Origin of the sequence: Verrucosispora sp. WMMD1129, assembly GCF_029581255.1 — a bacterium.
Taxonomy (GTDB): domain Bacteria; phylum Actinomycetota; class Actinomycetes; order Mycobacteriales; family Micromonosporaceae; genus Micromonospora; species Micromonospora sediminimaris.
In genome coordinates this window covers 3831212-3848813 of the sequence record NZ_CP120741.1, presented here as the reverse complement: position 1 = coordinate 3848813, position 17602 = coordinate 3831212, and the positions used below count along the sequence as shown (strand labels likewise).

Below are 17602 nucleotides of genomic sequence, written 5' to 3'. Positions count from 1 at the left end.
CACCGCCCGGCCCGGTGGTTCATGGCACGATGGCGGGCATGACCACGGGCGAGCTGCGCGAGCTGACCGTCGGCACCGGCGCCGGGCTGGTGGCCGGCACCGGCGGGGAGCAGCTCGGCGCGGACATGGTGCTGAACATCGGACCGCAGCATCCCTCCACGCACGGCGTGCTGCGGCTCAAGCTCGTCCTCGACGGCGAGCGGGTGCTCGCCGCCGAACCGGTCGTCGGCTACATGCACCGGGGTGCCGAGAAGCTGTTCGAGGTACGCGACTACCGGCAGATCATCGTGTTGGCCAACCGGCACGACTGGCTCTCGGCGTTCGCCAACGAGCTGGGCGTGGTGCTCGCCGTGGAACGGCTGATGGGCATTGAGGTGCCCGAGCGGGCCACCTGGCTGCGGATGGCGCTCGCCGAGCTGAACCGGGTGCTCAACCACCTGATGTTCCTCGGTTCGTACCCGCTGGAGATCGGGGCGATCACTCCGATGTTCTACGCCTTCCGGGAACGGGAGACGCTCCAGGCGGTGCTGGAGGAGGTCTCCGGCGGGCGGATCCACTACATGTTCAACCGGGTCGGCGGCCTGAAGGAGGAGGTGCCGGCCGGTTGGACCGGTCGGGCCCGGGCCGCCATCGGCGAGGTACGGCGGCGGATGCCGGACCTGGACAATCTGATCCGGCGCAACGAGATCTTCCTGGCCCGTACCGTCGGGGTGGGGGTGCTGTCGGCGGCCGACGCGGCGGCGTTCGGTGCGTCCGGTCCGGTCGCCCGAGCCTCCGGGCTCGACCTGGACCTGCGCCGGGACGAGCCGTACCTGGCCTACGACCAGCTCGACGTGCCGGTGGTGACGAAGACGGCCGGCGACTGTCACGCCCGCTTCGAGGTGCTGCTCGACCAGGTGTACGCCTCGCTCGACCTGGCGGAGCAGTGCCTGGACCGGGTCGACCAGCTCACCGGACCGATCAACACCAGGCTGCCGAAGGTGCTCAAGGCACCCGAGGGGCACACGTACGCCTGGACGGAGAATCCGCTCGGCATCAACGGGTACTACCTGGTCTCGCGGGGCGAGAAGACGCCGTGGCGGCTCAAGTTGCGCACCGCCTCGTACGCCAACGTGCAGGCCCTGGCCACCCTGCTGCCCGGCTGTCTGGTGCCGGACCTGATCGCCATTCTCGGCTCGATGTTCTTCGTAGTCGGCGACATCGACAAGTGACTGCCCCTTCCGGCGCCGCTGACAGGCGACGACGTCCGAAGGGGTCAGCGCCAGCGGCCAGTGCCACTCTCGTACGCGGCCGGGCCGTGGTCGGGCTCGTCCACGCGATGCCGGCGGCCGTACTGCTCCCCGCCCGCACGCTGTGCTCGCGCCGGTTCGGGCTGGTGCCCGTATGCCGGCTCCGGCGCGTAGCCGCGCGCCGGTTCGGGCTGGTAGCCGCTCGCTTGGTCGGGCTGGTGACCGCGCTGACGGGGCGGACGCCACTCCTGTGGCACCGGCACCCCGCCAGCGGGTAGCGCCGGACGGTTCTCCGGCTCACCCCAGCCGTCCCGCCACGCGTCGTCGCTCGCCGCCCGGCGTGGCTCGTCGCGACGTACGCTCGCCCAGCGATCCTCCATCCGGTATTCGGTGCCGGCCGGATCGGCGTGCAGCTCGGCCCGGCGTTCGCCGACGCGCAGCTCGCGGCCCCGGTCGTCGTCGCGCACCGCCGCCCACCGGTCCCCGGCCCGCAGCTGCGCCCAGTACTCACCGGTGTCGTCCGCCCGGTGTCCCCGGGCCGCCGGCACCGGGTCGGCGGGGGCCTCCCAGCGCTGGTCACCCGCGTCCCAGCCCCGGTCGTCGCGCGGGCCCCAGTCACCGTCCCGATCCGCGGAGGGCCCGTCCGGATAGCCGGAGCCGCCGCCGCGGGCCGCGGACCAGTCGTCGTGCGCGGCGGACCAGCGGCCCTGCTCCCGTGGTGGAGACCAGGAGCGTTCCTCTTCGCGGGGTGAACCGGACCAGGAACGCTCGTCGTCCCGGGACGATCCGGACCAGGGGCGCTCCTCCTCCTGCGCCGCCCCGGACCAGGAACGTTCGTCGTACCGCTCCGCACCGGACCAGCGGTGGCCGTCGTCCCGGCGGGAACGGTCCTCGCCGTCGGACCACGAGCGGTCGTCCCGGTCGATGCCGCGCCCCTGCCCGTGCTCCCCGGCCTGCGCTCCCGACCACGCCGACGCGTATCCGCCGTACCGGCCGCCGGACTCGCCCACGATGGTGTGCCGCGTGGTGACGTGCACTGTCTCGGTGTGCCGGACCACCCCGAGCGGCCTCGACGCCGGCTCGCCCGGACGACTGTCCTGCTCCGGACGGACCGGCGATCCGTAGACACCGGCTGAGCCGCTGGCCGGGCGATCGTTGCCGGGCCGGGAACGTTCCCCGCCGTACCCTGCGACCGGGCCGTTACCAGGCTGAGCTGTGCCGTAGACCCCGGCCTGCGCGGCCGGTCGTTCGGGCTGCCGCGGCGGAGCCTCCGGGGTCGGCACCCGGGCCCGGCCGGGGCCGGGTGGCTCGTCGTTCGTGGCCGCATCGACGCCGCCCGCGTCGATCCGCCGACGTACCCCGGCCAGCGCCTCCTGTACCCGCTGAACCTCGTCGAGAGCCTGGTTCCCGCGCTGGGCGGCAGCCACGATCTCACCGCGCAACTCCCGCCGCAGCTCGTCGACCTCCGCGCGGAGCTCCTCGGCGTGCTGTCCGCCGCCGTCGGTACGCAGCGTGATGGAGAGCCCGATCAGCACCACAGCCAGGATGGCCAGCACCGCGGCGAACCGCAGCGGCCCGTTGCCGTCAGCGACCAGCAGAATCAGCACCGCGACGGGAGCCAGGGCCACCCCGCCCCAGAAGAGCACGGTGAGCAGCTTGCGCGTATCGGCGGGCACCGGGGCGGGCATGGGTCCGCAGCCTACCGAGAGTTGCGTCACGTGGGAACGGCTTGACGGCAGGTCCGTCGGGAATGCCGCCCGGGTTACCGCTGCGCGGTTATGGCCGGCAGACGGCATGGCGCCCCGGCCGACTCGGCCGGGGCGCCATCCTCGTGTTTTGACCATCGGGGGGATTCGTGGTGGTCGAGGTCTAGCGGAATGGGGAGGACCCTGTCCATGATCTGAGTTCTCACACAAAGATCATCAATGGGCAGGGTCCTCGATGAGGAGCGTAACGGCTACTGGTGCCGGTGGCGGCGAGCTGGACCGGATCTTGTTGGATTCGTGGCGGCGGGAGTTGTACGAGGGTGTCCTCGCGTCCCGGTCGCGGACGTTGTTCACGCTGGTCGACGAGTTGGCCGCCGATCAGGGCCGGTGTGGCTGTCCGGCGCATCTGTCGCTGGGCACCGTCACCGGGCACGCCGCGGCGTACCGGGCGTTACGCGACGGCGAGATCGACACCGGCCGGGCGTTGCGGGCGGCGTGCCGGATCGCCGCGCGGTCCGGCCTGCCCCGGGTGTACGCCGTCGACACCACCGCGTGGCCACGGCCGAACGCCACCACCAGCCCGGACCGGCAGCCGCAGTACACCCCGGGCGGCCCGCGCGGCGCGGCCCAGATCAAGACCGGGTGGCGGTATCAGCATGTCGTCCGGTTGACCCTGACCCCGGACTCGTGGGTTGTGCCGGTCCTGGCCGACCGGATCGCCTCCGACGACGACCTGGTCGAGGTCACCGTGGACCACATCGCTCGGGTCTGCGCCCAGGACGGCGCCTGCCCGGCCGATCCGTCGCTGTTCCTGCTGGACTCCGGCTACCCCGCGGCCCGGATCACCCATCTGCTGCGCGAACGCGGGATTCCCGCGGATGTCCTGGTCAGGCTGGCGACCTCGCAGACCATGTGGACCAGACCCGAACGCCGGGCCGCGCACCCCCTCGGCGGCCGGCCCCGCCGCCACGGGTTCCGCCTGGCCCTGCGCCAACCCGACCTGCACCCGGATGCCGGTGTCAGCGGACCACTCGACATCTACGGCACCGTCACCGTCCGAGCCTGGCACCAGGTCCACCCCAAACTCACCCGCGCCAGCCGAGGCTTCGAAGACCAGCCCACCCTCCCGATCGTCGAGGGCAGCGTCTTACTCGCCCGGGTCCAGCACCTGCGCCCCAGCCGCCGCGCGGGCGACCTCGCACTCTGGTACTCCGGTACCCGCCGTGACCTGCTCACCCTGGTCATGACCTACCTGGCCCGCTTCGACATCGAGCACTACTTCCGATACCTGAAGACCACCGCCCACGCCCCGGACTTCCACCCCCGCCAGCCCGGCACCCTGACCACCTGGCTCCGCCTGCACTCCTACGCCTACCTGCACCTGTTCTGCGCCCGCACCCACCTGACCCACCACCGGCTGCCCTGGGAACCCACCACCACCACGACACCGACCCCCGGCCAGACCCGCCGCCAGGTTTCGCCCGCTCTGCGCAACGCCTGGCAACCACCAGGCCACCCGAAACCCGGCCACCCCGGCCCCGGACGCCCCGCCGGAAAACGCCGCAAACGCCGCACCCGATACCCCGTCATCCGCAAGAACGCCATCCACAAGGGCAAGTAACAGCCCTCACCCACACCACCACGAACACACCCACACCACACCGCCAGACCACCCTGCCCACAGACCGGTCAAAACACGAGCATGGCGCCCCGGCCGACTCGGCCGGGGCGCCATCGCGGTTGGCGCGGCTGCTCAGCTCTGCGCGTACGCCGCGTCGGTCGAGAAGACCAGGCCGACGCTGATCGTGCCGTTGCGCAGGCCCGTCTTGGTCAGCGGGCCGCCCTGGTCGAGTGAGGAGAACGAGCCGACCGTCAGCCCGTAGGTCTGCTCCAGGCCGGGCTTGCAGAACGGACGCTCCTGGCACTCCGGCGGGCCACCCAGCACCGTCGCCGTACCCGAGCACTTCTCGGCCAGTTCAGAGAGGGTCCGCACGCCGTACTTCTCGGCGAACTCCTGGGTCACCGCGAAGGCGTTCTGGTTCTGGGCCGCTGCCGGCGCGCCGAAGGTCAGGCCCACCTGCTCGCCCAGGTCACGCAGCGCGGTGACGGTCTTGTCGACGTCCGGCGAGGAGACCGGTTGGCCACCGCTGTTCACCTTGCCGTTGAGGAACTCGGCGAGGGTGGCCGCGTACTCCGGGACGACCTGGATCTCGCCCTTCTCCAGCGCCGGCTCGTACAACTCCCGGTTGCCGATCTGCTGCACGGTGGCCTGGTAACCCGCGGCGGCCAGCTGGATCTTGTAGAGCTCGGCGATGATCTCGCTCTCGGTGAAGTTGCCCGCCCCGACCGTGATCTGCCCGCCCGGTCCCTGCTCCACACCGTCGGTAAGTGAGTTGGCGTCGGCGAACTCCTGTGCCGCGGCCTGGGCGCTCTTGCGGTCGACGTCGACCGCCTTGTTGAGCTGCACCAGCTTCGGCGTGTCGAGCACCGCGGAGACCTTGTCGAGCGCGGCGATCAGCTGCGGGGTCGCCACCTCGCTGTTGACCGCCGGAATGATGTTGTCAGCGTTCTGCAGTGACTTGTCGTCTTCGAGTGCGATCAACTGCTCACCGGCCACCGGCGCACAACCCTCGCCGGAGGCGCCCTGCTCGGGCGCCTCCGTGCCGGACGAACCGGCGTCGCCGCAACCCGCCAGGACCGCCGCCGCCGCGACAGCCCCCACGACCGCGATGGACAGTCTTCTACCTGCGCGCATGAGCCCGCCTTCCGTGTCCCGGCGCGGCCCCGGTGGGCCGGCCGCGTGTCCGACGGGCGATCCGCCCTCCGGCCGCCCGCTTTTCCACCCAACATCCTGACGCGGCCCCCCGACAAGCCGAGGAGGCGTTCGTCACCGGAACGTCACCCATTGGGGTCATCGCGGCCCGGCCAGTCCCCCGCAGGTGACGTCGATCGCACGCCCGGTCCGCTGGGCCGGGGTGTTCGGTCCCGTGGTCTTCGGGTGAAGGGTCTCCTGGTCAGGAGCCGGCGACGGCGTCCGCCGCGCGTCGCCCGGCGCGACGCCGGACGCGGCGCAGCGGGCGGGGGGTGACCAGCCGTTCGACAAACGCGAAGAGCAGTTCGACGCTGACCGCGAGCCCGGCGACCAGTAGCCCGCCGGCCAGGATCTGGCCACCACCGACCGCGATGCTCAGACCGAACCCGAACCGGATGATCTCACCCAGGCCACCCCCGTTGACGAAGGTCGCCAGCGCCGCGGTGGCGACCACCTGGACGGCGGCGGTGCGGAAACCGGCCGCGAGATAGGGCACCGCGAGCGGCAGTTCCACCCGACGTAACACCTGCGCCCCGGTCATGCCCATGCCACGGGCCGCCTCCCGGGTCTGCGGATCGACCTGCCGCACCCCCGTGTACGCGTTCGCCAACAGCGGCGGCACGGCGAAGACGGCCAGCGCCACCACCACCGCCGGCCGGCCGAAACCGAGGAAGGTCAACGGGAGGATGGTGAGCAGGGCCAACGTGGGCACCGCCAGGGTCAGGTTGGAGACGAGCACCACCAGCCCGCCGCCCCGGCCGGTGTGTCCCAGCCACAGACCCAGCGGCCAGGCCACCAGGCAGCCGACCAGCACCGCGGCGGCCGAGATGCTTACGTGCTCGCCGAGCCGGTCCAGGATGCCGCCCGGGTTCGTCCAGTTCAGCGGGTCGTTGAGCCAGACCACCGCCTGAGACACCGGGTTCGTCGCGGCGCTCATCCGGTCCGCCCACGCAGCCATGGGGTGAGCAGCCGACCGGCCCCCACCAGGAGCAGGTCGAGCACCAGCGCCAGCAGGACGCAGAGCAGCGTGCCGGTCATGATCTGGGCCTTGTAGAGGTTGTTCTGGAAACCGGCGAAGATGATCTGCCCGAGCCCGCCCCGCCCGATCACCACGCCGACGGTGACCAGGGCGACCGTGGACACCGTGGCCAACCGCAGCCCGGTCAGGATGCCGGGTAGGGCGAGCGGCAACTCGATCCGCAACAGTCGCCCCCAACGGCCGTACCCCATGCCTTCGGCCGCCTCGCGGACCTCCGCCGGCACCTGGTTGAGCCCGGCGACGGTGTTGCGGACGATCACCAGCAGCGCGTACAGCACCACCACGCTCAGCACGGTCGCGACACCGATGCCCAGATAGGGTGCGACGAATGCGAACAGGGCCAGGGAGGGAACCGTGTAGAGCACCCCGGTCAGTGCGAGAATCGGCCCGGTGAGCGGCCGGAACCAGTACGCCACCACTGCCAGCGGGACGGCGATCAACGCGGCGATGAGCACCGCCCGGAGGGTCAGCGTGGTGTGCTCACGCAGGGCGTTGAGCACGGTTTCCGAGTTGTCCCGCACGTACTGCCAGGAGAACCACGGGTTACCCGGATCAGCCCGGTAGCTCAGGCGGAAGGACATACGTGGACGTTACCCCGGGTGCCGACGGTCATCGACGCGCCGCGTCGATCACCCTCGACGGCATCGGCAAGCGCTACCCGGACGGCACCGAGGCTGTCCGCGAGCTCAGCCTGCATGTCGACGAGGGCGAACTGGTCGTGCTGATCGGCCCCTCAGGTTGCGGCAAGTCGACCGTGCTGCGGATGATCAACCGGCTGATCGAGCCCACCGAGGGCCGGATACTGCTCGGCGACTCCGACGTCACCCGGGTCGACCCGGTGAAACTGCGCCGCCAGATCGGCTACGTCATCCAGAACGTCGGGCTCTTCCCGCACCAGACGGTGGCCGCCAACGTCGCCACCGTGCCCCGGCTGCTCGGCTGGGCCGCCGGTTCCGTCAAACGCCGGGTCGAGGAGCTGCTGGAGCTTGTCGGTCTCGATCCGGCGCAGTTCGGCCGGCGCTACCCCCACGAACTCTCCGGCGGCCAGCGGCAGCGGGTCGGGGTGGCCCGGGCGCTCGCCGCCGATCCGGTGGTGCTGCTGATGGACGAGCCCTTCTCCGCCGTCGACCCGATCGTGCGCACCCGGCTACAGGAGGAGTTTCTGCGGTTGCAGGCGGAGGTACGCAAGACCATCGTGCTGGTCACCCATGACCTGGACGAGGCCGTCCGACTCGGCGACCGGATCGCGGTGCTCTCCGAGGGCGGCCGGTTGGAGCAGTACGACACCCCGGCGGCGCTGCTCGGCGCTCCCGCCACCGGCTTCGTCCGCGAGTTCGTCGGAGCCGACCGAGGGATCCGCCGGCTGGCCGTCACCCCGTTGACCCGGGAGGTGCTTGATCCGCTGCCGGTCGACGGCGTGGCGGACCTGCCATCGGTGCCGCTGGGCGGGTCGGCGTACGACGCGCTGGCCGTGCTGCTCACCTCCGCCGGTGGCCAGGCCGTGGTCACCGAGGACGGGCGGCCGGTCGGGACGCTCAGCCGGGAACGCATCCTGACGCTGACGGAGTCGGCCGGCTGAGTGCCGCGAAGCGTCGCCGGGCTCAGCGATGTTCAGCCCGGCGTCCGGCACCGGAGGTCGGCCGGGTCCGTCGGCACGACGGACCCGGCCGTACGGTCAGCGCCGGCCCCGGTAGCCGCCCAGGGTGGCGATGCCGATGATCCAGCCGACGAAGAGGCCGTACTCCGCGCCGTCCCCCGCAGCCTGGAAGGCGCCCAGCAGCGACGGGTTGGTCCGGATCAGCGTGGTGAACAGGGCCGCGAAGGCCCCGGCGAAGACGAACGCCGCCCAGCCGGCGAAGAACTGGCTGATGGTGCCCCGGGCACGGGCGAGTTGGGAGCCCGGCAGCAGGTAGAGGAACAGGAAGGTGAGGACGACCACGAGGATCGCCCTCAGGTCGTCGGCGAAGATCTCCTGGATCGAGTCGGAGGAGTCGAATCGCCAGGCCGGCCAGGCGAGCAGTCTGAGGAACCACCCGCCGGCGCTTTCCGGATCGGTGTTGTCCCGGGCCCAGTCGACGTACCAGGGACTACCGAAGACCAGAACCAGGATGAGCGCGGCGAGCGTGCCAGCGCCCGGTGCGGACTTGTAACGATTGGTGAGAGCCATGGCCCCGCTATTTCCCAGCGGATCGACGCAGGCAAACGCGAGGCGTCATTTATGGTGGTACGAGCGTTTGACGGCTAATGCTTCATCAGGTAGTCGATGAACGCGGCGCGCAGCAGCGGTGCCGACTCCTCGTAACCGTGCCCGGTCATCTCGCGCCAGAGGGCCACCGCCTCATCGACCGTCGGCCCCACCGAGTTGGGCGCGCCGTCCAGCGCGGCGGCCTCGTCCGCATTCGGCAGGTGCCGCAGCACCGACCAGAAGAACCGTACGTCGCGGCGCTCCCGAGCAAGGGTGAACGCCCGTTCACGCAACTCCTCGGTGGAGAGGACGTCCAGCTCCTCGAACGACCGGCCGCCGGAGATCGATGATGTGTCGGTCATGTGCCGAGCCTAACCGTCGAGATCACGCTCGGCGCGCCGACAAGCTGCCGACCCGTCAGCGGTCGTCGGTCTCCCAGGCTGGTGGGCCGGCCTCCCAACGCCGGGCTCCCCACGGGTCCGTACCGCTGACGGACGGTTGGGCCGGCAGCACGGGCGGCCAGTCGCCGACCGGTTGCGGCTGCGTCACACTCCATCCAGCCCCGGTGTTCGGTTCGGTGGGCGGCGGGGGCGGAGCCCCGAAAACCGGCAGCGGACGTCCGTACCTCTCGACCAGGCGTGTGACGATGAGCCCGACGGCCAGCGCAGCACCACCGACCGCCCAGTAGCTGACCGTCCAGCTGCGCGACTCCGCGTACGCCAGGAACAGCCCGATCGCGCCGGCCGTCAGCAGCGTGCCGAAGACGCCGCCACGCAGCCCGAACGCGCTGGTGCCGGCGAGCAGCGTCGCGCCCACCGCCAGCACCGTCCAGTCCAACCCCGCCGTCGGTGCCACGGTGCCGTCCGCCGCGGCGATCAGCATTCCGGCGAGGGCCGCGAGCACGGTGGAACAGACGTATCCAGCGGTGGCGACGAGGGCGGCCGCCGCTCCCCGCCGCCGGGCCGGGTCGGCGACCGGACGGAACCGGCCGACCAGCCGACGGATCGGGCTCACCGCTCCGAAGAGACCACCGAACACCGCGATCGCGGCGAAGCCCACGAAGAGCTGTCCGGCGGTCCCCCGCGGGTCGTAATCCCCCTGCACCAGTACGGGCGCGGAGCGCTGCTCGATGTAGACGATGACGCCGGCCGCGCCACCGAGGCTCGCCGCCCAACCGGGCACGTGCAGCAGCGCGACCACCAGCCCGAGCACCAGTCCACCGATCGCGGCCACGGCCGTGGCCATGCCGACTGTGCCGAGCAACCCGCGGTCGCTCTGTTCGGCGAAGTGCAGCCCGGCCGCGACGGCGACCGGCCCGACAGCGAGGTTGACCGCGGCGGTACGCAGCGTCAGCCCGACGGCCAGGGCGAGCAGACCCAAACCGACCACGTCGACGATGAGGTCCCGCAGCCCGTTGCCGCGCAGCAGGGCCGGATCCTCCCGCCACACCAGGTAGACAAGTGCGCCGAAGCCGAGCAGCAGGAGCGTCTCCCAGACGATGTAGACGCCGAAACGGTCCCGGCCCGGCTCGGCGTCGGAATCGTCGAGCACGGCCTCCGCCCCGGTCGCGGGACCGGCCGAGGTGGGCTCCGGCGGTCCATCACGGCCCGGTTCGTCGTACCCCATGATTTCTGCCTCCCAGCGGTCGCCCGGACTCCACCGACGCAGGGGCGGACCAGCGGCGGGGCGTTGCCCTTCGGTCGCAGGCACCGTACCCGCGCGCGAGAGCGGACGTAACCCCCTGCCTGGGCGGGTGGCTGACGGCCCGGACCGGGTTGCGCAGGCCCGGCGAGCCGCGTACGACAGGACCTAACGGTGGCCCGGGTGGTTCTCCCAGTCGTCCGGCTCGTGCTCGTCGTCGGGCCGCTCCGGGACGCGGCACGCCCGCTCCAGCCAGAGCGCGGCGGCCACCAGAGCGGTCGAGGCCAGCAGGCCGGCAATGGCAGCCGGGCGATCGTCGGCGGCCGCCCGCGTCGGTTGTACGAACAACCAGCCCGTCAGCCCCGCGTACCCTCCGGCGAAGATGGCACCGACCAGCGCGGACGCCTTGGCCAGTACGACGAACCGAGCCACCATCAACGGATTGACCGGGTCGCGGCCCGGTCGGCGGTCGATCCGACCCCGGGTGTTGATTGCGGCGTACGCCTCCAGCACAGCCAACCCGGCCAGCGTCACCACCGGCAGCCAGGGCAATGGCGGCAGCCGCTCGTAGTAGATGCCGCTGATCAACAGCCAGGCCACCGCGGCGGCGGCGAGGGCGGCCACCACCAGCGTCGAGATGCGGGTGGGTCCCATCCGCGACCCGTCGGGCGGCGGTGAAACGCTCATGCCGGCGCCCCGCTGTACGTCGCACCGTCAAGAGACACCGTCGCGCTGAGCCTGATGGTCCGCTCGGTGCGCTCGCTCATGCCGTCGACTCTAACGTCAGATCGGGTCGGGGGCTCAGTTCCGGCACCTCGACGGCGAGCGGGCCGGTGGTGAGCAGGTCGGTCAACGAACCATGCCCCGGCAGGTGACCGTAGGGCTGGATGTCGATCCACGGTCGCAGCACGAAGGCCCGCAGATGGGCCCGGGGATGCGGCAGGGTCAGCTCCTGGTCGTCACTCAACACCGGGTGGTCGTCGTCGGTCCACACCGCGACGATGTCGACGTCCAGCGTGCGGGGACCGAAGCGCCGCTCCGGGTCCCTGACCCGCCTCGCGGCGGCCTCCGCCGCCCGCGCCCGCGCCAACCAGTCGTATGGGCCGGCGTTCGGGTCCGCGGCCAGCAGCACGGCATTCAGGTACGCCGGCTGTTCGGTGTCACCCCACGGTGGGGTCTCGTAGACCCCGGAGACCACCAGCACACTGTCACCGAGGACGGTCAGGGCGGTGCGCAGGTGACCGAGCCGGTCACCGAGGTTGCTGCCGAGGGAGAGCACGGCGCGGGTCATCGGGTACGCGTCCGACGCATCGTCACGGCCACGTCGGTGAAGGCGTGCGGAACCGGCGCCTCGGGCTTGTGCACCGTGACCGTCGCGCCGGACACCCGCGGATCCGCCAGGCAGACCTCGATCAGCCGATCGGCGAGAGTCTCGATCAGATTGACCGGCTCGCCGGTGATCACCTCGACCAGCCGCTCGGCCAGTTCGCCATAGTGCACGGTGTCCCGCACGTCGTCGGACCGCGCGGCCGGACCCAGGTCGAGTTCGAGCACCGCGTCGACGACGAACTCCTGACCGTTGGCGCGTTCGAAGTCGTACACCCCGTGCCGGCCGTGCGCCCGCAGGCCGGTCAGCTCGATCCGACCGGTCATCGTCGCCCCCGCCCGTCGACCGCGCTCCCGTCGACCGCGCTCCCGTCGGCGGCAGCCGACCAGGCGACCTCACCAACTGTCGATCCGCCACCGGGGATGATCTCGGCGGCTAGCCGGGGACGGCCGGTGGCCTGCCAGACGGCGAGGGCGTCGACGGTGGCGCGTACGTCGTGCACGCGTACCCCCCAGGCGCCGGCAGCGACCGCGAGCAGGCTGGTGGCGACGGTGGCCGCCGTCCGCCCGTCGGTGGGCCGGGGCACGCCGTCGGAGTCGGCCAGCAGTTGTCCCAGGTACGACTTGCGGCTCGCGCCGAACAGCAGCGGGTAGCCGAGTTCGACAAGTTCGGGCAGCCGGGCGCTGAGCTGCCAGTTGTGGGCGGCGTTCTTGGCGAAGCCGAGGCCAGGATCGATGATGATGCGCCCCGGGTCGACTCCGGCGGCTAGCGCCGCGTCCACCCGCTCACCGAGTTCGGCACGGACGTCGGCGACCACGTCGCCGTAGCTGGCCAGCTCGCTCATCCGGCGGGAGTGGCCACGCCAGTGCATCAGCACCCAGGGGCAGCCGGCGTCGCCGACCACCCGGGCCATGTCGGCGTCGGCGAGCCCTCCCGAGACGTCGTTCACCACGACCGCGCCGGCGTGCAGCGCCGCCACGGCCACCCGGGCGCGGGTGGTGTCGATGCTGACCGGGACACCTGCCGAGGCGAGTTCCCGGATCACCGGTACCACGCGGGCGGTCTCGGTCTCCGCGTCGACCCGGTCGGCACCGGGGCGGGTCGACTCACCACCGACATCCACCAACCCCGCCCCTTCGGCTCGTAGCCGGACGCCGTGTGCGACAGCGGCCTCGACGTCGGCGTAGCGTCCGCCGTCGGAGAAAGAGTCGGGCGTGACGTTCAGGACGCCCATCACCACCGGGGCCGGGGCCCGCACCAGATCGGTCACGAGTAGGACGGTACCGGTCCCGTTGCACGTCGCAGACCGCCCCGTCGACACCCCTGACATGGCAATTGGAACAGGTGTACGATCGGTCGTCCGGGTCGCTTCGGGCAGCATCTTCGCGGCTTGTCGCAAAGGGGGGCGGCCCGTACGCTGTGGAATTGCCCAGCATCGAGATGGCGACGGTAGGAGGGAGGGCCGAAACGGGACAACCCGCCCAAAAATCGCCACCCTACGTGGCGGTTGTCGTACGCAGGGTCTCGTGCGCTGCGCACATTGAGCACCGATCCCGCCAGGCTTGCCTACTGCACCACCGCGGCGCCGCCGGCCGCGACTTGGGGAGGTTTCAGTGATCGCCATCGAGCTGATGGAAACGGCGTCCACAAGCGCCGCCCACCTGCTCTCCACCCTGGCGTCGTCGATTCCGTTCGCCGCCGAGGAACCGAAGGGGATCGACACCGAAGGCGTCGTCACCTTCTTCGCCAGCAAGATTGCTCCGATCCTGCTGGCCGTGCTGGGCGTCATCTTCATCGGCCGCGCCAGCCGGGGCGAGATCTCCAAGGTGCTGACCAGTTCGGCCATCGCGATCGTCGGGTTGGCCTTCATCGCCGGAGCCGCCACCCTCTTCTTCATCGGCGACTTCCTGATCAACCTGATCTTCGAATAGGCGCGGGCACGAGATGCGGCTGCGCACCGACGACGACATCTACCGGGCCCGCCTGGTCTATCTCGGCCCGCCCGGCTACACCCTTCCGGTCCACCTGCCGTACGCCCAGTACGGGCTGTTCATGCTGCTCGTCCCCCTCTACATGTTCATCCACTGGCTGTTCACGCTGCAGGTCGAGCTCTTTCCCGCCTGGGAGATCGCCCTCGCCATCGTGACCACCTCGTTCGTCTTCCGGTATGTCGACCCGGACCGTCCGGCGCGCATGGTGATCCGTACCGCGCTGACCGACTGGCGACGCACCCGGGAGCCGGCCGCCGAGCAGCGCGATCCGCGCCTGGTCGGCAGCAGGATCAGGATCCGGGAGGAACTGGCATGACCGGCTGCACGCCGTACGGGCCGAACGAGGACACGGGCAGGGCGATCGCATGAGCCGCTCCGCCACGCCGGGATCCCCGGCCGGACGTCCGGCCGCACCACACGGTAACCGTGCGCGTTCATTCGACTACCCTGAATCCGACGAGCGGGACGAGGCCACGTTGGACCCGGCGCTCGCCACCACCCCGGGTCACGGCAGCGTCGGCGTGTTCCAGGCACCTCGCCCGCCGCAGCGCCGGGCGGTGCCGGCCGACCCGGCCCCGGCCAGCCGGGACGGCGCAGACATCGACTCTCCGTTCCTCGATCTCTTCGGTGGCGCATACCCTCGCGGCGGTTCCGCCCAGCGGGGCAACGGGCTCCCCGCGCGGGCCCTGCCGCAGCAGCCGCACCCCACGCCACCACCCGCCGTCGGGCCCGCACCGGCCGCTCATCGGGCGGCTCCGCCACCGGCACCCCCGCGACCGCCCGGCCCCACGCCGGCCGCGCCACCTGTCCACCCAGTCGACGACGCGGTGGCAGCCCCGAGCCTGCCGCCGGCCCCCTCCCGGGTGGCGCCCGCCCCCGCAGACCGGTTGCCGAGCGCCCGGCCACCCGCCGACGATCGTCCCGCCGGAGACGACCGACCGGTCCGGGAGGACCGCCGCGCCCGCGACAACAACGACCTGGCATCCGCCGACGCCGAAACCCGGACGCCACGCCGGGTGGCACCCCCGGCCAACCGCCCGGCTCCCCGGCAGCGGTCCGTCGACCATCGGGACCGGCCGGTCAAGCCGGTCCGCGTCCGGCCACCGAAGATCAAGTTCGGCGATCGGGATCCGGCGGTCGAGCTGGCCATCACCGAGATCGCCGGTCACCTGACCTTCACCCCCAACACGGTCACCGCCTGGTACTGGCTGCCCGAGGTGCGCTGGGCCTTCCGCCCCGACGCCGAACGCGAGGCGTTGCTCGCGGCCATCTCCGAGCAGTACGCCGGCCTGGCTGGCTTCCGGCTGCACCTGCGCCGGACCACCCGGCCCTTCCCGGCCGACGAGTGGGCCCGCACCATCGACGCCAACACCGCCGCGCCGTTGCCCGACGTGGCCGGCACACCCGGCTGGGCCGAGCACCTGGTCGCCGCGCAACGGCACCTGCTCTCGGTCAATCACGCCGAGGGCCAGACCTACCTCGGCGTCACCTTCGCCCGCCGTTCCCTCGGTGACTCGCTCACCGAGCGACTGCTGCGCACCTTCGGCCGCGGCGTCGCCGATGGCGAGCGACGCAAGCTCGGCCGCACCGTTGAGCAGTTCGACGAGGTGCTCGGCGCCTTCGGGATGCGCGGACGACGGGTCACCGCGCACGAACTGGAATGGCTGCTCTACCGGTCGGTGGCGCTCTGCATGGCACCCCCCGGCACGCTCTCGCCCATCACCGACGGACGTTGGGAACGCGGCGACCTGCTCGCCCTCACCGAGCAGGTCGAGCGCTACCGCACGCCGTACGGCTCCACTGTCAAGCTGGTCCACCGGATGACCGGCGAGGAACGACACGTGGCGGTGCTCGCCGTGGGTCGGATGGAGCCGCTCGAGATCCCCGAGCGACACGAGCCCTGGCTGCACTTCCACGAGCGACTGCCCTGGCCGATGGAGCTCTCCACCCGGGTCGACATCCTCGGTTCCGGCGACTCCTTCCGCAACCTGGAACACCGGCTCCGGATGATCCGGTCACAGCAGTTGGACTACGCCGAACACGGCATCGACGCCCCGCCCGAGCTGGAGCGACTCGCCAAGCGGGCCCTGGTCATCGGCGACGAGATGACCACCGGGCTGCCGGTCGACTCCGCCCGCGCCCACGGCTGGCACCGGATCGCGGTCGGCGGCCGTACCCGGGAGGAGTGCCTGGAACGGGCCCGACGGCTCATTCAGCTCTACTCCCGCGAGCTGCGCATCTCCCTGCAACACCCGAAGAACCAGGACTGGCTGGCCCGCGAGTTCATCCCCGGCGAGCCGATCGCCAACACCGGCTACGTACGCAGGATGCCCGTCAACCTGCTCGCGGCGGCGCTGCCGCAGGCCGCCTCCACGGTGGGTGACCGACGTGGCGACCTGATCGGGCGTACCGCCGGCACCTGCCGTCGACCGGTCTTCCTCGACCTGCACTTTCCCATGGAGGTGCGGGAGCGATCCGGTCTGGCGGTCTTCGTCGCCGAACCGGGCGGTGGCAAGTCCACGCTGCTCGGCGCGTTGGGTTACCTGGCCGCCCGCCGTGGCGTGCAGGTGACGCTGCTCGACCCCTCCGGCCCGCTGGCCCGGCTCTGTGCGATGCCAGAGCTTCGGCCGTACTCGCGGGTGCTGAACCTGACCGGCTCCGAACACGGCACGCTGGCGCCGTACGCGCTGATCCCGACGCCCCTGCGCAGCGAGTTCGCCGCCGGAGCCGCCGGCGACCGGGAGTTCGAGATCGCGGTTTCCAACGCGCGGGCCGAACGCCGGATGCTGGTCCAGGACATCTGCATGATGCTGGTGCCACCGCAGGTGGCCCGGGAGGCCTCCACCGCCACCCTGTTCCGGCACGCCGTACGCCAGGTCCCGGCAGAGGAAAGCTCCACGCTGGACGATGTGGTCACCTGTCTCGGCCAACTCGACGACGACGCCGGCCGGGAGCTGGCCAACCTGCTGCTGGACACCGCCGAGATGCCGCTGGCGATGCTCTTCTTCGGCCGCCCGCCGGAGGGTCTGCTCGGGCCGGACGCCGCACTCACCGTGATCACCATGGCTGGCCTGCGACTGCCCGACCTCAAGATCGAACGCGAGTACTGGTCGGCCGAGGAGGCGCTCGCGCTGCCGATGCTGCACACCGCGCATCGGCTGGCGGTCCGCCGGTGCTACGGCGGCTCGATGGCCTCGCGGAAGCTGGTCGGCCTGGACGAGGCGCACTTCATGGAGGGATGGCGTTCCGGCCGGTCCTTCCTCGTCCGACTCGCCCGCGACTCCCGCAAGTGGAACCTCGCCGCACTGGTCGCCTCGCAGAACCCACGTGACATCCTCGGTCTCGACGTACAGAACCTCGTCTCCACCGTCTTCGTCGGCCGGATCGCCGAGGACGCCGAGATCGCCTCCGAGGCGCTGCGGCTGCTGCGCGTACCGGTCGACGACGGCTACGAGGCCACCCTCGCCTCTCTCTCCACCGCCGACGCGACCTCCGCCAGCCGGCTCGGTTTCCGGGAGTTCGTGATGCGCGACGTCGACGGCCGGGTCCAGAAGGTCCGGGTCGACGTCTCCTACGTGGATGGCCTACTGGACCACCTCGACACCACCCCCGCCGCCATCGCCGCCGCCGCAGGGGTGCTGCCGACCGTGCTGCCTGATCTGGAGGCGTGAC

17 protein-coding genes are annotated in these 17602 nt (G+C 71.5%); 6 read left to right on the top strand and 11 right to left on the bottom strand.

From position 1 onward, the window contains the following. Nucleotides 1–29: 29 nt before the first annotated feature. Nucleotides 30–1211 (top strand): NADH-quinone oxidoreductase subunit D, encoded by a 1182-nt coding sequence (locus tag O7624_RS17855; RefSeq protein ID WP_282236608.1) that lies wholly within the window; start codon nucleotides 30–32, stop codon nucleotides 1209–1211. A 44-nt stretch (nucleotides 1212–1255) separates the two neighbouring features. Here the strand turns inward: O7624_RS17855 and O7624_RS17850 are convergent, their stop codons facing one another. After that, on the bottom strand, nucleotides 1256–2917 hold the full coding sequence (locus O7624_RS17850) for a hypothetical protein (RefSeq protein WP_282236607.1): 1662 nt from the start codon (nucleotides 2915–2917) through the stop codon (nucleotides 1256–1258). 253 nt (nucleotides 2918–3170) lie between these two features. On the opposite strand from O7624_RS17850, the gene O7624_RS17845 reads away from it, so the two are divergent. After that, on the top strand, nucleotides 3171–4556 hold the full coding sequence (locus tag O7624_RS17845) for a transposase (protein WP_282236606.1): 1386 nt from the start codon (nucleotides 3171–3173) through the stop codon (nucleotides 4554–4556). Nucleotides 4557–4688: 132 nt separating this feature from the next. Here O7624_RS17845 and O7624_RS17840 read toward each other — a convergent pair whose 3' ends face one another. From O7624_RS17840 to O7624_RS17830, 3 genes are all read right to left on the bottom strand, one after another. After that, complete coding sequence (locus O7624_RS17840; protein ID WP_282236605.1) at nucleotides 4689–5690, bottom strand: glycine betaine ABC transporter substrate-binding protein; 1002 nt, start codon at nucleotides 5688–5690, stop codon at nucleotides 4689–4691. Nucleotides 5691–5949: 259 nt separating this feature from the next. Next, nucleotides 5950–6705, bottom strand: a complete 756-nt coding sequence (locus O7624_RS17835) for an ABC transporter permease (RefSeq protein ID WP_282236604.1) — start codon at nucleotides 6703–6705, stop codon at nucleotides 5950–5952. Beyond that, nucleotides 6681–7367, bottom strand: a complete 687-nt coding sequence (locus O7624_RS17830) for an ABC transporter permease (RefSeq protein WP_093409848.1) — start codon at nucleotides 7365–7367, stop codon at nucleotides 6681–6683. The genes O7624_RS17835 and O7624_RS17830 overlap by 25 nt, the downstream gene beginning before the upstream one ends. Before the next feature lie 2 nt (nucleotides 7368–7369). Here O7624_RS17830 and O7624_RS17825 point away from each other — a divergent pair, with 2 nt between their 5' ends. Then, nucleotides 7370–8365: an ABC transporter ATP-binding protein gene (locus tag O7624_RS17825; protein ID WP_282236603.1), complete on the top strand. Its 996-nt coding sequence runs from the start codon at nucleotides 7370–7372 to the stop codon at nucleotides 8363–8365. Between the two features lie 96 nt (nucleotides 8366–8461). Here O7624_RS17825 and O7624_RS17820 read toward each other — a convergent pair whose 3' ends face one another. The 7 genes from O7624_RS17820 to folP all read right to left on the bottom strand — a co-directional run bounded on the left by O7624_RS17820 (nucleotide 8462) and on the right by folP (nucleotide 13209). Continuing rightward, a complete protein-coding gene (locus O7624_RS17820; protein WP_282236602.1) occupies nucleotides 8462–8953 on the bottom strand; it encodes a hypothetical protein in 492 nt (163 codons plus the stop codon). A 74-nt stretch (nucleotides 8954–9027) separates the two neighbouring features. Further along, nucleotides 9028–9333 (bottom strand): hypothetical protein, encoded by a 306-nt coding sequence (locus O7624_RS17815; protein ID WP_093409856.1) that lies wholly within the window; start codon nucleotides 9331–9333, stop codon nucleotides 9028–9030. Nucleotides 9334–9388: 55 nt separating this feature from the next. Beyond that, nucleotides 9389–10597 carry an ABC transporter permease gene (locus O7624_RS17810; RefSeq protein WP_282236601.1) on the bottom strand — a complete coding sequence of 403 codons (1209 nt, stop codon included), beginning with the start codon at nucleotides 10595–10597 and terminating at the stop codon, nucleotides 9389–9391. 183 nt (nucleotides 10598–10780) lie between these two features. Beyond that, nucleotides 10781–11266 carry a DUF3180 domain-containing protein gene (locus O7624_RS17805; protein ID WP_210939234.1) on the bottom strand — a complete coding sequence of 162 codons (486 nt, stop codon included), beginning with the start codon at nucleotides 11264–11266 and terminating at the stop codon, nucleotides 10781–10783. Nucleotides 11267–11375: 109 nt separating this feature from the next. After that, nucleotides 11376–11903 (bottom strand): 2-amino-4-hydroxy-6-hydroxymethyldihydropteridine diphosphokinase, encoded by a 528-nt coding sequence (gene folK / locus O7624_RS17800; protein ID WP_282236600.1) that lies wholly within the window; start codon nucleotides 11901–11903, stop codon nucleotides 11376–11378. Further along, on the bottom strand, nucleotides 11900–12265 hold the full coding sequence (folB, locus tag O7624_RS17795; protein ID WP_282236599.1) for a dihydroneopterin aldolase: 366 nt from the start codon (nucleotides 12263–12265) through the stop codon (nucleotides 11900–11902). Before folB ends, folK begins: the two co-directional genes overlap by 4 nt. Then, nucleotides 12262–13209: a dihydropteroate synthase gene (gene folP / locus O7624_RS17790; RefSeq protein WP_282236598.1), complete on the bottom strand. Its 948-nt coding sequence runs from the start codon at nucleotides 13207–13209 to the stop codon at nucleotides 12262–12264. The genes folB and folP overlap by 4 nt, the downstream gene beginning before the upstream one ends. Before the next feature lie 343 nt (nucleotides 13210–13552). On the opposite strand from folP, the gene O7624_RS17785 reads away from it, so the two are divergent. From O7624_RS17785 to O7624_RS17775, 3 genes are read left to right on the top strand one after another with little or no spacing between them, the layout of a single operon-like run. Then, nucleotides 13553–13870 carry a hypothetical protein gene (locus tag O7624_RS17785; protein ID WP_093409864.1) on the top strand — a complete coding sequence of 106 codons (318 nt, stop codon included), beginning with the start codon at nucleotides 13553–13555 and terminating at the stop codon, nucleotides 13868–13870. 13 nt (nucleotides 13871–13883) lie between these two features. Next, the gene (locus O7624_RS17780) at nucleotides 13884–14246 is read left to right on the top strand and encodes a hypothetical protein (RefSeq protein WP_093409867.1); all 363 of its coding nucleotides are present in this window, start codon (nucleotides 13884–13886) and stop codon (nucleotides 14244–14246) included. A gap of 49 nt (nucleotides 14247–14295) precedes the next feature. Beyond that, a complete protein-coding gene (locus tag O7624_RS17775) occupies nucleotides 14296–17601 on the top strand; it encodes an ATP-binding protein (protein ID WP_282236597.1) in 3306 nt (1101 codons plus the stop codon). Nucleotide 17602: the final 1 nt, after the last annotated feature.

Coding starts and splice junctions, on each gene's coding strand:
- O7624_RS17855 (WP_282236608.1), top strand. CDS start 30: ATGGCGGGCATGACCACGGGCGAGCTGCGCGAGCTGACCGTCGGCACC.
- O7624_RS17850 (WP_282236607.1), bottom strand. CDS start 2,917: ATGCCCGCCCCGGTGCCCGCCGATACGCGCAAGCTGCTCACCGTGCTC.
- O7624_RS17845 (WP_282236606.1), top strand. CDS start 3,171: ATGAGGAGCGTAACGGCTACTGGTGCCGGTGGCGGCGAGCTGGACCGG.
- O7624_RS17840 (WP_282236605.1), bottom strand. CDS start 5,690: ATGCGCGCAGGTAGAAGACTGTCCATCGCGGTCGTGGGGGCTGTCGCG.
- O7624_RS17835 (WP_282236604.1), bottom strand. CDS start 6,705: ATGGCTGCGTGGGCGGACCGGATGAGCGCCGCGACGAACCCGGTGTCT.
- O7624_RS17830 (WP_093409848.1), bottom strand. CDS start 7,367: ATGTCCTTCCGCCTGAGCTACCGGGCTGATCCGGGTAACCCGTGGTTC.
- O7624_RS17820 (WP_282236602.1), bottom strand. CDS start 8,953: ATGGCTCTCACCAATCGTTACAAGTCCGCACCGGGCGCTGGCACGCTC.
- O7624_RS17815 (WP_093409856.1), bottom strand. CDS start 9,333: ATGACCGACACATCATCGATCTCCGGCGGCCGGTCGTTCGAGGAGCTG.
- O7624_RS17810 (WP_282236601.1), bottom strand. CDS start 10,597: ATGGGGTACGACGAACCGGGCCGTGATGGACCGCCGGAGCCCACCTCG.
- O7624_RS17805 (WP_210939234.1), bottom strand. CDS start 11,266: ATGGGACCCACCCGCATCTCGACGCTGGTGGTGGCCGCCCTCGCCGCC.
- folK (WP_282236600.1), bottom strand. CDS start 11,903: ATGACCCGCGCCGTGCTCTCCCTCGGCAGCAACCTCGGTGACCGGCTC.
- folB (WP_282236599.1), bottom strand. CDS start 12,265: ATGACCGGTCGGATCGAGCTGACCGGCCTGCGGGCGCACGGCCGGCAC.
- O7624_RS17780 (WP_093409867.1), top strand. CDS start 13,884: ATGCGGCTGCGCACCGACGACGACATCTACCGGGCCCGCCTGGTCTAT.
- O7624_RS17775 (WP_282236597.1), top strand. CDS start 14,296: ATGAGCCGCTCCGCCACGCCGGGATCCCCGGCCGGACGTCCGGCCGCA.